Genomic DNA, 12,873 nt, shown 5'->3' on the forward strand with positions numbered 1-12,873 from the left:
GACCGGTATCGCGTCAGCGCGCGATGTCGGCGATCGTCGCCGATGTGACCAGCACCAGGTCGGCCGGTGTCAGCTCGATATCGAACCCGCGGCGCCCGCCGCTGACGAACACCGTGTCGAAAAGTTCAGCCGTCTCGTCAAGGAACGTCGGATGCGACGTCTTCTGCCCGATCGGGCTGATACCGCCCACGACATAACCGGTCTTCCGTTCGGCGACGGCAGGGTCAGCCATAACGGCTTTCTTGCCGCCGGCGGCCGTGGCCAGCGCCTTCAGATCCAGCTTTCCCGTGACCGGCACGATACCGACAACGAGGCGTCCGTCGACATCCGCCAGCAGGGTCTTGAACACACGGTCCGGCTCGACACCCAGCGCATCCGCCGCCTCCAGACCGAAACTCGTCACCGAAGTGTCGTGCTCGTAGGTGTGCGGGGTGAACGGAACTCCGGCAGCCGTCAGAGCAACCGTCGCGGGGGTTCCGTATGCCATCAGTGCGCCTGGAACAGTTGCATCGACGTCGGGGCGACCCTGACGGTGGCGCCCGGCGGATGCTCGTCGGCCTTGATCTCGTCGCGAGCGCTGTCCCACAGCAGTGTGTACGAGACGACGCCGTCGTGGTGGGGGAGCGTGAAGACCTCGTCCTCCTCCCGGCCCTGCACGATCAGCAGGATGCGGTTGAAATCCTCCACCTCGGGGGTCGACGCCGCAATGTACTGCAGCGCCCGCTGAGCTGGTGAATCCCAGTCCTCGATTGACATGCTCTCGCCGTCGGAGTTGTACCAGAACATCTCACTCGACGACGGAACAGCCTCGCCCTCCCGGCCGAAGCGCACCGGTCGTAGTGCCGAATGTGCCTGCCGCAGCCGCAGCAGTTTCTTCGCGATCCCGAACAGGTCGTGCTGCCATTCCTCGTGCTCCCACGGCATCCAGCTGAGCTCGTCGTCGTGGCAGTACGCGTTGTTGTTGCCGCGCTGGCTGCGGCCGAACTCGTCGCCCGCCGTGATCATGGGGATGCCCGCCGACAGCAGAAGGGTGCCCAGCATGTTGCGCATGGCCTTGCGCCGCGCGGTCGTGATCGCCGCGTCGTCGGTGGGGCCCTCGAAGCCGTGATTGTAGGAGTGGTTGTTGTCGGTGCCGTCGCGCCCCTGCTCGCCGTTGCCGAGGTTGTGCTTGCGGTTGTAGGCGGCCAGGTCGGCCATGGTGAAGCCGTCGTGTGCGGTGATGAAGTTGACGCTCGCGAGCGGCCCGCGTTCCTCGCTGAAGACATGCGCCGAGCCGGCGAAGCGGCGGGTCATGCTGCCGATTCCCTCCTCGGCGAGGCCGTGCGCGCGCTCCGTTGCGATGTCTGTGAGCCAGAAGTCGCGCATCCGGTCGCGGTAGCCGTCGTTCCATTCGAGCCAGCCCTGCGGGAAGCGGCCCGTCTGCCAGCCGCCGGAACCGACATCCCACGGCTCGGCGATCATCTTGAGGCCCTGCAGCTCAGGGTCTTCGACGATGGCCTTCAGCAGCGGATGCTCCGGGTCGAATTCGTGGGAGGCGTCACGCCCCAGCGTGGCCGCCAGATCGAAGCGGAAGCCGTCGACCTGCACCTCGTTCGCCCAGTAGCGCAGCGAATCGAGCACCATTCGCTGCACCGCCGGGTTCGACGTGTTCAGCGAGTTGCCGCATCCGGTGACGTCGATGTAGTTGCCGTCGGCGTCCTGCCGGTAGTAGCCGGCGTCGTCGATGCCCCGCAGGGAGGTGGTGGGCCCGCCCGGCCCCTCCTCGGAGGTGTGGTTGTAGACGACGTCGAGGATGACCTCCAGGCCGGCCTCGTGCAGAAGCTTGACCATGCCCTTGAACTCGCGCAGCACGGCGGCGGTGCCGCCCGACTGGGCAGCGGCGGAGGCGTACTCGGTGTGCGGGGTGAAGAAGTTGAGGGTGTTGTAGCCCCAGTAGTTGGTGAAGCCGAGACGTGTGAGGCGCTCCTCGCTCACCGACTGGTGGATGGGCAGCAGCTGGATCGTCGTCACGCCGAGATCCTTCAGCTGCGCGATCGCCGTGTCGTGGGCCAGGCCGGCGTAGGTGCCGCGGAACTCCTCCGGCACGGCAGGGTTCAGCTTCGAGATGCCCTTCGCGTGCGCCTCGTAGATGACGGTGCGGTCGAGGGGCACGCGAGGTTTCTCGACGCCGCCCCAGTCGAAGGAGTCGTCCTGCACGTAGCCGCGCCACTGCCCGCTGGGGCTGCGCACCAGACCTCGCGCGTACGGGTCGATGAGCGGCCGCGCCGAATCGAAGCGAGCCCCGTCGCCGCCGGCCCTGATCGAATAGCGCGCGCCGTGCCGCAGCTCGGGGTGGATCGCGCTCCACACGTCGTGCTCATCGCGCACCATCGGCGCGGTCGCGACGAGCCGGTCGGTGTCATCGGGGTCGAAGATGCCGAGCTCCATGGAGGTCGCGCTCGACGACCAGACGCGCAGCTCGCCGCCCGACGCGCCGACGCGCACGCCGAGATCACGGAACGGATCATCGGGGAGGGCGGAAGACATCGTCCTAGAGTAATTGACGACGGTTGACAGTCGGGGCCACCCGCCCGCCCCAACACGGGTCACGACAGCCCGATTCGAACAGACACACGAGGAGCGCCCATGCCGGTCTACCTGGACCACGCGGCGACGACGCCCCTTCTGCCTGAGGCCCGCGCGGCCTACATCGCGGCCCTCGACCTCGTCGGCAACCCCTCCTCCATCCACAGCCAGGGGCAGGGGGCGAAGCGGATGCTCGAGGAGGCCCGCGAGCACGTCGCCACCTCGCTCGGCTGCGACCCCATCGAGGTGGTCTTCACCTCCGGCGGGACCGAGGCCGTCAACCTGGCCGTCAAGGGATTCTTCTGGGCGGCAGGGGAGCAGCGCCGCCGCATCCTCGTGCCCCGCGGTGAGCACCACGCCACGGTCGACGCCGTCGAATGGTTGGAACGTCACGAGGGGGCCATCGTCGAATGGCTGCCGATCGACAGCCTCGGGCGTATCGAGGTGTCTGCCGTCGCGGACGCCCTCGACCGCTTCGACGACGTCGCCCTGCTCACCTTCCTGTGGGCGAACAACGAGGTGGGCACCATCCAGCCGGTCGAGGAGCTGACGGCGCTCGCCGCCGCGCACGGCGTGCCGGTGCACATCGACGCCGTCTCCGCGTACGGGCATCTGCCGGTGTCGCTGCGGCAGAGCGGGGCGGATGCTCTGAGCGTCTCCGCCCACAAGATCGGCGGGCCGCTCGGAATCGGGGCGCTCGCGCTGTCTCGCACGGCATCCGTCGTTCCTCTCATCCATGGTGGTGGGCAGCAGCGGCAGGTGCGGTCGGGAACCCAGGATGCGCCCGCAGCGGTCGGCTTCGGGGCGGCGGCTCGGCATCCGCACCGCTCGCTTCAGGGGCTGCGCGACCGGCTCATCGCCGGCGTCCGCAGCGCTGTTCCCGAGGCGGTTCTGCGCGGCGACCCCGTGGACAGGGTCGACAACAACGCCCACTTCACGTTCCCCGGCTGTGAGGGTGACTCGCTGCTGTTCCTGCTGGATGCGGCGGGCGTGTCCGTCAGCACGGGGTCCGCCTGCCAGGCGGGAATCCCCGAGGCGTCGCACGTTCTGCTGGGCATGGGGCTCAGCGACGCGGATGCGCGGGGCGCGCTGCGCTTCACGCTCGGCCACGATTCGACAGAGGCGGATGTAGACGCGCTCCTCGCCGCGCTGCCCACCGCCGTTGAGAGGGCGCGTCGCGCCGGCTACAACGATCGCGCCGTCTGACGTACGCGCTTGACACTCCACGTCTTTCACCTGTAAGTTTCTTCTAACAGGTGCAAGCAAAGGAGGCGATATGAACGGCGAGACGATCTCGGCAGACGAGCTCAGCATCCGTCTCACCGCCATTGCAAGCGCCCAGCGCATGCGCATCATCGCCCTGCTCTCCGGAGAGAAGCTGCACGTCAGCGAACTCGCCAGAAGGGTCGGCATGTCGCGAGCACTCCTCTACATGCACCTCACCAAGCTCGAGGAGGCCGGCTTCGTGGCCGGCCATCTCGAACTCAGTGACGACGGCAAGGCCCTCAAATATTTCGAGGTCGTTCCGTTCACCCTCACCATCGACCCCGCTGCGCTTGTCGCCGCGGTCGCCGCAACGCCGGCCACCACTGAAAGCGAGAACCCATAATGCTGCACGCCGCCGAAGAGACCCTCCCGTTCTTCTACTACATCCCCTGGTTCGCGTGGATCGCGATCATCGGAGCCATCGTCTGGGGCATCGTCGCGATCATCGGCGCGCTGGGCGGTCGCAACAAGGGCGTCGAAGAGGCACTCAAGCAGAACACGGCCATCAACGAGAAGCTCATCGAGCGCCTCGACGGTATCGATGGTCGTCTCGGCGCTGTCGAGAAGACGCTCAACGACATCCCGTAGCCGGCCCTCGGCGGCCTCCCGGAACAGGGCGCGTACACTGTTCCGGTGAAGGTTTTGGCGGCGATGAGTGGCGGGGTTGACTCCGCGGTCGCTGCCGCGCGCGCGGTCGATGCGGGCCACGAGGTTGTGGGCGTGCATCTCGCACTCAGTCGGATGCCCGGCACGCTGCGCACCGGCAGCCGCGGATGCTGCACCATTGAGGACTCGATGGACGCCCAGCGTGCGGCGAACATCATCGGCATCCCGTACTACGTGTGGGATTTCTCTGAGCGTTTCAAGCTCGACGTGGTCGACGACTTCATCGCCGAGTACAGCGCGGGCCGCACCCCGAACCCGTGCATGCGCTGCAACGAGAAGATCAAGTTCGCGGCGCTGCTGGAGAAGGCGATCGATCTGGGCTTCGACGCCGTCGTCACCGGGCACTACGCCTCGATGGTGACGGATGCGGAGGGCAACCGGGAGCTGCATCGTGCGGCCGCGTGGGCCAAGGACCAGTCCTATGTTCTGGGTGTGCTCACCGCCGAGCAGTTGGCGCACTGCATGTTCCCGCTGGGGGCGACGCCGTCGAAGGCGGAGGTTCGCGCGGAGGCCGCCGAGCGCGGCTTCAGCGTGGCGAGCAAGCCCGACAGTCATGACATCTGCTTCATTCCGGATGGCGACACCCGCGGTTGGCTGGCCGAGCGCGTCGGCGCCGAGCAGGGCATCATCCTGGATCGCTCCGGCGAGGTCGTCGGTAGGCATGAGGGTGCCGCGGCGTTCACGATCGGGCAGCGCAAGGGGCTCAACCTGGGCGTTCCGAGCCCGGATGGGCGACCCCGTTTCGTGCTCGAGGTGCGGCCGAAGGACAACACGGTCGTCGTCGGCCCGCGTGAGGCGCTCGATCTGGCTGAGGTCGCGGGGGCGCGGTTCACCTGGGCTGGGCTGCCTCCGGCGGACCCGTTCGAGCCATTCGCCTGCCATGTGCAGGTTCGGGCCCACAGCGATCCGGTTCCGGCGCAGGCGTGGGTTGCCGACGGCGAGCTCGTGATCCGACCCGATGTGCCGCTGAACGGGGTGTCGACCGGGCAGACCGCCGTCATCTACGTGGGCACGCGGGTGCTCGGCCAGTGCACGATCGACCGCACCGTGAGCGCGGTGCCCGTCTCCGCATCCTGAGGCGCCGTCCGGGTCTTCGCATCCGGGGTCGCTTGTCGGTGGCGACGTTTAGGCTTGTGCCGTGGCAGAGACCGTTACCCCTCCCGAGTTGGAGGCCGCCAAGGCTGAGGCAGATGCGCTGACGACGCGCATCCTCGAACTGCGCGACGCGTACTACGAGCGTGACGAGGTGCTCGTCTCCGATGAGGAGTACGACGGGCTCATGCACCGGCTCGAGGAGCTCGAGCATCTGTTCCCTGAGCTGCAGGGTCAGGACAGCCCGACGCAGACGGTCGGCGGTCGGGCCCAAGCCCTGTTCGACCCGGTCGAGCATGCCGAGCGGATGCTCAGCCTCGACAACGTGTTCAGCCTTGAGGAGTTCGAGGCGTGGGCTGTGAAGGTCGAGCGCGATGCCGGCCGCCGCATCGACTACCTGTGCGAGCTCAAGATCGACGGCCTCGCGATCAACCTGCGCTACGAGAATGGTGTGCTCACGAGCGCGGCGACCCGTGGTGACGGGCGCGTGGGCGAGGACGTGACCGAGAACATCCGCTTCGTCTCTTCGATTCCGCAGCGGCTCGCGGGCGAGGGGCATCCGCCGATCGTCGAGGTGCGGGGCGAGGTGTTCATCCCTGTCGAGGAGTTCCGCAAGCTGAACGCGGCGCAGACGGAGCAGGGCGAGCGGGTGTTCGCCAACCCGCGCAATGCCGCGTCGGGCTCGCTGCGGCAGAAGGCCGAGGGCAAGAACGCTGAGAAGCTCGCGCAGATGCACCGGCGCCTGGCGACACTGCGGATGCTCGTGCACGGCATCGGGGCGTGGCCGAATCCGCCCGTGCAGAACCAGTCAGAGGTGTACGAGCTGCTCGCAGGCTGGGGGCTGCCCACGAGCACGTACTACAGGGTCGTGCCGTCGGCGGCGAAGGTCTCCGAATTCATCGAGTACTACGGCGAGAACAGGGCGAGCGTCGAGCACGAGATCGACGGCATCGTCGTCAAGGTCGACGAGTTGGCGCTGCACGACGAGCTCGGTGCGACGAGCCGCGCTCCACGCTGGGCGATCGCCTACAAATACCCGCCGGAGCAGGTCAACACGAAGCTGCTCGACATCGTCGTGAGTGTTGGCCGCACGGGCCGCGCGACCCCGTTCGCCGTCATGGAGAAGGTGCGCGTCGCCGGCAGCGAGGTGCGCCAGGCGACCCTGCACAACCAGGATGTGGTCAAGGCGAAGGGCGTGCTCATCGGCGACACGGTCGTGCTGCGCAAGGCCGGCGACGTCATCCCCGAGGTGCTCGGCCCCGTGGTCGAACTGCGCGACGGCAGTGAGCGCGAGTTCGTGATGCCGACGGAGTGCCCCGAGTGTGGCACGCCGTTGCGGCCCATGAAGGAGGGCGACATCGACCTGCGCTGCCCGAACGCGCGCAGCTGCCCCGCCCAGGTGCGCGGCCGCGTCGAGCACATCGGCAGCAGGGGAGGCCTCGACATCGAGGTGCTCGGTGAGGTGGCCGCGGCCGCTCTGACGCAGCCCCTCGTGCCCGAGATCCCGCCGCTCGTCACGGAGGCTGCGCTCTTCGACCTCACCGTCGCCGACCTCATGCCCATCGAGGTGATCGTGCGCGACAACGAGACCGGTCTGCCGAAGGAGGGCGACGACGGTGCGGAGAAGGTGCGCACACCGTTCCGCCGCAACCCCTCCGCGGCTGAGAAGAAGCACGGTCTCACCGAGGTGCAGCCGTCGTCGAGTGCCACAAAGCTGATCGACGAGATCGAGAAGGCGAAGACGAAGCCGCTGTGGCGCATCCTGGTGAGCCTCAACATCCGCCATGTCGGCCCGGTCGCGGCCCGCGCTCTCGCCGACTATTTCGGTTCGCTCGACGAGATCAGAAAGGCGAGCCGTGATGAGCTGGCCGAGGTCGACGGGGTGGGCGGCATCATCGCCGACGCGCTCATCGACTGGTTCACGGTCGACTGGCACCTCGACATCGTGCAGCAGTGGGCGGATGCCGGTGTGCAGTTCACGACGCCCGGTCATCCCGGTCCCGGCGCGGCGGCCGCGGCGGGCGGCGTGCTCGCCGGGCTGACCGTTGTGGCGACGGGTTCGCTCGACGGCTTCACCCGCGACGGCGCTCAGGAGGCGATCATCCAGGCGGGCGGCAAGGCGGCGTCGAGCGTGTCGAAGAAGACCGACTTCGTGGCGGCCGGGCCGGGCGCGGGGTCGAAGCTGGCGAAGGCGGAGGAGCTCGGAATTCGGGTGCTCGATGCCGCACAGTTCGCCATCCTCGTGACGAAGGGCCCGGGCGGCCTCGACGGCTAGCGGTGAGCTCGCCCACAACTTCATTCGGGGTTCGGAAACTGGCTGGTGGCAGGCCATTTGGTGGCCCTAGACTCTAGGCACTTACCTGTTTTTCCAGCCCGTGCTTGGGGTGCGTCGCGATATGATGCCTCGCTTCATTGCGATCGTCGCAACCCTGGTGGTCCTTGTCGGTGTCACCGGGGTGTTCGTCGAGCACATCAGCACCTCGGCCTCCACTGCCGAACGCGAGGGAACGCAGAACTCGGCCTCCTCAGGGTTCGGGGGTTCCCGCTACAACGCGGTGGTGCAGGGCCTGCCCACACTCTCCGCCCCGGTCGACTTCGATCGGCTCGCCGACAGCTCCGGCGTCGAACTCCTGCGGCAGTTGGGCGAACTCGACCAGGTGTCGATCGGGCGATTCGCCGACGCGCATCCCGAGAAGCTGTCGGCCCTCGTCGCGCTGCCTCCTCTCGCCCATGATGTGGCCGGGTGGTGGTCTGAGATCGGCGCCGAGCCTCGCAGGGCCCTCGTTCTGGCGGTTCCCGGTGTGATCGGCAATCTGCAGGGCGTGCCGTACGAGGTGAGGGATGCCGCGAACCGCAGCTATCTGAAGAGTTCCATCGTCATGCTTGAGCGGGCGGTCGCCGAGGGCGCGGGCAGGGCGGCCGATGTCGCGCTGCAGGCACAGCTGCGCATGCTGAGGCAGATCGAGCTCGCGCTCGGCGACAGGGGCACGGTTCCCGCACGCTCGCTCATCGCGGTCGACATTGAGTGGCCGGGTAGGGCGGCGGTGGCGCTCGGCGACCTGTCGACCGCCGATTTTGTCAGCTATCTGGTGCCGGGCATGTTCTTCACCGTCGACGGGCAGATCGTCGACTGGACCACCACGGCCCAGGCACTCCACTCCGAGGAGTTGACGCTTCTCGGCAGCATCCGGCAGCCGGATGGTTCGGCCTCGGTCACGCATAGTTCCATTGCGACGGTCGCGTGGATGGGCTACGAGACCCCAACGGTGTTCACCGTTGGGGAGCTGGCGCTTGCGAATGAGGGCGCGGATCGCATCGCGCAGGCGATCGGCGGTCTGAGGGCGGTGCGCGCAGGAGACCAGCCGTTCGTGACGCTGATCACTCACTCCTACGGCTCGACGGCCGCATCCATCGCCCTCTCCGACGGGGTGACGGCGGTCGATGCTCTGGCGATCGTCGGCTCGCCGGGTGTCGTCGTCGCCTCGGCCTCCGACCTGGCCGTGCGGGCCGGCAATGTCTTCGTCGGCGAGGCCAGCTGGGATCCGGTCGTTCTGGGAACCTTCTATGGCCACGACCCGGCGGGGGAGGCCTTCGGCGCCCGCCCGATCGGTGTCACCGGTGGCACCGACGATCTCACGGGCATCGCACTCGCCGCGTCGACGGGGCACAACGGCTATTTCGTGCCGGGCAGCGAGTGCCTGCGCAATCTTGCGCTGATCAGTCTGGGCTCCGGCGATCTCGTCATGGGCGATGCGGGTGCGGCTGTGCTCGCCTCAGGGCAGTCGAATACACAAACGTTCGCACAGCCTCAGACGATCGTGCGGTCGCCACGAATCGTGTCACTGCTTCGCGGCTAGAATTGCTGCATCCCCGCCAGACCCCTTCGGAGCCGCATGTCTTCACACCAGGTCGAACAGACCACCCAGATAACGACCGAGCAGGTCGCCCATCTCGCAAACCTTGCCCGCATCTCGTTGACGCCGGCTGAGATCGACAAGCTCACGGGCGAGTTGGCCACGATCGTCGAGTCGATCGCCAAGGTCTCTGAGATCGCGACGCCGGATGTTCCGGCCACGTCGCATCCGATCGCCCTGTCGAATGTCTTCCGCGCCGATGTGGTGGGCGAGACGCTCACCACGGAGCAGGCATTGGCTGGCGCGCCTGAGCACGACGGCAGCCGCTTCCAGGTGTCGGCGATCCTGGGGGAGGAGCAGTGAGCGACCTGACCCGGCTTTCGGCCGCACAGCTCAGCGAGAAGCTCGGCTCCGGTGAGGTGTCGAGCGTCGAGGCGACGCGGGCGCACCTCGACCGCATCGCCGCCGTCGACGGTGACATCCACGCCTTCCTGCACGTCTCGGATGCTGCGCTGCAGACGGCCGCGGCGATCGATGCCCGTCGGGCCGCGGGTGAGAAGCTCTCGCCGCTGGCCGGCGTTCCCATCGCCATCAAGGATGTGCTCTGCACGCAGGACATGCCGTCGACCGCAGGTTCGAAGATCCTCGAGGGTTGGGTGCCGCCGTACGACGCGACCGTCGTGCGCCGCCTGCGCGAGGCCGACCTCGTGCCGCTCGGCAAGACCAACATGGACGAGTTCGCGATGGGCTCATCCACTGAGCACTCCGCCTACGGCCCCACCCGCAATCCGTGGGATCTCGAGCGCATCCCCGGCGGTTCGGGCGGTGGCTCCTCGGCCGCCGTCGCGGCCTTCGAGGCGCCGCTCGCGCTCGGCAGCGACACGGGTGGTTCCATCCGTCAGCCGGGCGCCGTCACCGGCACCGTCGGCATGAAGCCCACCTACGGCGGCGTCTCCCGCTATGGTGCGATCGCGCTGGCCTCCTCGCTCGACCAGGTGGGCCCCGTCTCGCGTACCGTGCTCGACGCTGCGCTGCTGCACGATGTGATCGGCGGGCATGACCCGCGCGACTCCACCTCCCTGAAGGATGTCTGGCCCAGCTTCGCCGCTGCGGCTCGCACCGGCGCCGCATCCGGCTCCCTGAGGGGTGTGCGGGTCGGCGTCGTGAAGGAGCTCGACGGTGAGGGCTTCCAGCCGGGCGTGCACACGCGCTTCAGGGAGGCGCTCGACACGATGGCCGCCGCGGGCGCCGAGATCGTCGAGGTGTCGACCCCCAGCTTCGAGTATGCGGTCGCCGCCTACTACCTGATCCTCCCGGCTGAGGCGTCCAGCAACCTGGCCAAGTTCGACTCGGTGCGCTTCGGGCTGCGGGTCAACCCGCCCGGTGGCGGAACGGTCGAGGACGTCATGGGGGCGACGCGCGAGGCCGGCTTCGGCCCCGAGGTGAAGCGCCGCATCATCCTGGGCACCTACGCGCTCAGCGCCGGCTACTACGACGCCTACTACGGCAGCGCGCAGAAGGTGCGCACGCTCATCCAGCGCGACTTCGCGGCCGCATTCGAAAAGGCTGACGTTCTCGTGTCGCCGTCTGCCCCGACGACGGCGTTCCGTTTCGGCGAGAAGCTCGAAGACCCCATGGCCATGTACCTCAACGACGTGACGACGATCCCGGCGAACCTTGCCGGCATCCCGGGCATGAGCATCCCCATGGGTCTCGCCGCCGAGGATGGCCTGCCGACGGGCATCCAGTTGATGGCGCCCGCCCGCGCGGACGCCCGCCTGTACGAGGTCGGTGCGACGCTCGAGGCGCTGCTGGAGCAGGGCTGGGGGCACACGCTCATCAGCCGTGCCCCCGATCTGACGCAGGGTGAAGAGTTCGCAGCACAGGAAGGCGCCGTCTGATGGCCAAGGCAGAACTGATGGACTTCGACAAGGCGCTCGAGATGTTCGAGCCGGTTCTCGGCTTCGAGGTGCATGTCGAGCTGAACACGCGCACGAAGATGTTCTCGGATGCTCCCAACCCGGCGAACTCCGAGAACCCGGCCAGTGAACCGAACACCATGATCACGCCCGTGTGCCTGGGCCTGCCCGGCTCGCTGCCGGTCGTGAACGAGCAGGCGGTGCGCCACTCGATCAGCCTGGGCCTCGCGCTCGGCTGCCAGATCGCGCCGTCGTCACGCTTCGCGCGCAAGAACTACTTCTACCCCGACCTGGCCAAGAACTATCAGATCAGCCAGTTCGACGAGCCGATCGCCTTCGACGGCTCCGTCGAGGTCGAGCTGCCGGGCGGCCGGATGTTCGAGATCCCCATCGAGCGGGCGCACATGGAGGAGGACGCCGGAAAGCTGACCCATGTGGGCGGCGCGACCGGTCGCATCCAGGGTGCCGAGTATTCGCTTGTCGACTACAACCGTGCCGGTGTGCCCCTCGTGGAGATCGTCACGAACATCATCTACGGGGCGGAGCATGACGCGCCCGAGCTGGCGAAGGCGTACGTGTCGACGATCCGCGACATCGTGATCGGCCTCGGCATCTCTGAGGCGCGCATGGAGCGCGGCAACCTGCGCTGCGACGCGAACATCTCGTTGCGCCCGCGCACGGCGCCGGGGGAGGACCCGGCACCGCTCGGCACCCGCACGGAGACGAAGAACGTCAACAGCCTGCGCAGTGTTGAGCGTGCGATCCGTTACGAGATCCAGCGTCAGGCGGCCATCCTCGCGAAGGGTGGCACGATCATCCAGGAGACCCGCCACTGGCATGAGGACACCGGCCAGACCTCGGCCGGTCGCCCCAAGAGTGACGCGGATGACTACCGTTACTTCCCCGAGCCCGACCTGCTGCCGGTGGAGCCGTCGAAGGCTCTCATCGAGGAGTTGCGGGCTGCCCTGCCGGAGGCGCCGGCCATCCGTCGTCGCCGTCTGAAGGAGGCGTGGGGCTTCACCGATCTCGAGTTCCAGGATGTCGTGAACTCGGGCCTGCTGAGCGAGGTGGAGGCGACGACCGCCGCCGGTGCTTCAGCGCAGGCCGCACGCAAGTGGTGGACGGGCGAGATCGCGCGCGTCGCGAACGAGAAGGGCGTGGATGCTGGCACCCTGGTGTCTCCGCTGCACGTCTCAGAGCTGGTGGCGATGGTCGAGGACGGCGAGTTGACGGACCGTTTGGCCCGCCAGGTGCTGGAGGGCGTCATCGCCGGTGAGGGGTCGCCCGCGGAGGTCGTGAAGGCGCGCGGGCTTGCTGTCGTCTCTGACGACGGCGCCCTGATCGCTGCGATCGATGAGGCGCTCGCCTCGCAGCCGGATGTGCTCGCGAAGATCCGTGACGGCAAGGTGCAGGCTGCCGGTGCCGTGATCGGTGCCGTCATGAAGGCCATGAAGGGTCAGGCCGACGCCGCCCGCGTGCGCGAGCTCGTTCTGGAGCGTGCCGCGCAGTAG

Annotated in this window: 11 protein-coding genes; 9 read left to right on the plus strand and 2 right to left on the minus strand. The window is 67.9% G+C overall.

The features are described from left to right. Positions 1–13: 13 nt before the first annotated feature. Positions 14–487 carry a Cys-tRNA(Pro) deacylase gene (gene ybaK, locus FB562_RS03490; protein WP_141879872.1) on the minus strand — a complete coding sequence of 158 codons (474 nt, stop codon included), beginning with the start codon at positions 485–487 and terminating at the stop codon, positions 14–16. Then, the gene (glgX, locus tag FB562_RS03495; protein ID WP_141879873.1) at positions 487–2,526 is read right to left on the minus strand and encodes a glycogen debranching protein GlgX; all 2,040 of its coding nucleotides are present in this window, start codon (positions 2,524–2,526) and stop codon (positions 487–489) included. Before glgX ends, ybaK begins: the two co-directional genes overlap by 1 nt. Before the next feature lie 99 nt (positions 2,527–2,625). Between glgX and FB562_RS03500 the strand changes: the two genes are divergently transcribed. The 9 genes from FB562_RS03500 to gatB all read left to right on the plus strand — a co-directional run bounded on the left by FB562_RS03500 (position 2,626) and on the right by gatB (position 12,873). After that, positions 2,626–3,771, plus strand: a complete 1,146-nt coding sequence (locus FB562_RS03500; RefSeq protein ID WP_141879874.1) for a cysteine desulfurase family protein — start codon at positions 2,626–2,628, stop codon at positions 3,769–3,771. A gap of 70 nt (positions 3,772–3,841) precedes the next feature. Beyond that, positions 3,842–4,174: an ArsR/SmtB family transcription factor gene (locus FB562_RS03505; protein WP_141879875.1), complete on the plus strand. Its 333-nt coding sequence runs from the start codon at positions 3,842–3,844 to the stop codon at positions 4,172–4,174. After that, complete coding sequence (locus tag FB562_RS03510) at positions 4,174–4,419, plus strand: hypothetical protein (RefSeq protein ID WP_141879876.1); 246 nt, start codon at positions 4,174–4,176, stop codon at positions 4,417–4,419. The genes FB562_RS03505 and FB562_RS03510 overlap by 1 nt, the downstream gene beginning before the upstream one ends. 45 nt (positions 4,420–4,464) lie before the next feature. Then, positions 4,465–5,574 carry a tRNA 2-thiouridine(34) synthase MnmA gene (gene mnmA / locus FB562_RS03515; RefSeq protein ID WP_185740446.1) on the plus strand — a complete coding sequence of 370 codons (1,110 nt, stop codon included), beginning with the start codon at positions 4,465–4,467 and terminating at the stop codon, positions 5,572–5,574. 61 nt (positions 5,575–5,635) lie between these two features. Then, positions 5,636–7,864, plus strand: a complete 2,229-nt coding sequence (ligA, locus tag FB562_RS03520) for an NAD-dependent DNA ligase LigA (RefSeq protein WP_141879878.1) — start codon at positions 5,636–5,638, stop codon at positions 7,862–7,864. A gap of 121 nt (positions 7,865–7,985) precedes the next feature. Further along, positions 7,986–9,446 (plus strand): alpha/beta hydrolase, encoded by a 1,461-nt coding sequence (locus FB562_RS03525; protein ID WP_141879879.1) that lies wholly within the window; start codon positions 7,986–7,988, stop codon positions 9,444–9,446. 36 nt (positions 9,447–9,482) lie between these two features. Beyond that, positions 9,483–9,806 (plus strand): Asp-tRNA(Asn)/Glu-tRNA(Gln) amidotransferase subunit GatC, encoded by a 324-nt coding sequence (gatC, locus tag FB562_RS03530; RefSeq protein ID WP_141879880.1) that lies wholly within the window; start codon positions 9,483–9,485, stop codon positions 9,804–9,806. After that, positions 9,803–11,344 (plus strand): Asp-tRNA(Asn)/Glu-tRNA(Gln) amidotransferase subunit GatA, encoded by a 1,542-nt coding sequence (gatA, locus tag FB562_RS03535; RefSeq protein ID WP_141879881.1) that lies wholly within the window; start codon positions 9,803–9,805, stop codon positions 11,342–11,344. The genes gatC and gatA overlap by 4 nt, the downstream gene beginning before the upstream one ends. Then, positions 11,344–12,873 (plus strand): Asp-tRNA(Asn)/Glu-tRNA(Gln) amidotransferase subunit GatB, encoded by a 1,530-nt coding sequence (gene gatB, locus FB562_RS03540; RefSeq protein ID WP_141879882.1) that lies wholly within the window; start codon positions 11,344–11,346, stop codon positions 12,871–12,873. Before gatA ends, gatB begins: the two co-directional genes overlap by 1 nt.

The sequence above is a fragment of the Homoserinimonas aerilata genome (assembly GCF_006716125.1).
GTDB classification, from domain to species: Bacteria; Actinomycetota; Actinomycetes; order Actinomycetales; family Microbacteriaceae; genus Homoserinimonas; species Homoserinimonas aerilata.

Coding starts and splice junctions, on each gene's coding strand:
- FB562_RS03500 (WP_141879874.1), top strand. CDS start 2,626: ATGCCGGTCTACCTGGACCACGCGGCGACGACGCCCCTTCTGCCTGAG.
- FB562_RS03505 (WP_141879875.1), top strand. CDS start 3,842: ATGAACGGCGAGACGATCTCGGCAGACGAGCTCAGCATCCGTCTCACC.
- gatB (WP_141879882.1), top strand. CDS start 11,344: ATGGCCAAGGCAGAACTGATGGACTTCGACAAGGCGCTCGAGATGTTC.
- FB562_RS03525 (WP_141879879.1), top strand. CDS start 7,986: ATGATGCCTCGCTTCATTGCGATCGTCGCAACCCTGGTGGTCCTTGTC.
- glgX (WP_141879873.1), bottom strand. CDS start 2,526: ATGTCTTCCGCCCTCCCCGATGATCCGTTCCGTGATCTCGGCGTGCGC.
- ybaK (WP_141879872.1), bottom strand. CDS start 487: ATGGCATACGGAACCCCCGCGACGGTTGCTCTGACGGCTGCCGGAGTT.
- FB562_RS03510 (WP_141879876.1), top strand. CDS start 4,174: ATGCTGCACGCCGCCGAAGAGACCCTCCCGTTCTTCTACTACATCCCC.
- gatC (WP_141879880.1), top strand. CDS start 9,483: ATGTCTTCACACCAGGTCGAACAGACCACCCAGATAACGACCGAGCAG.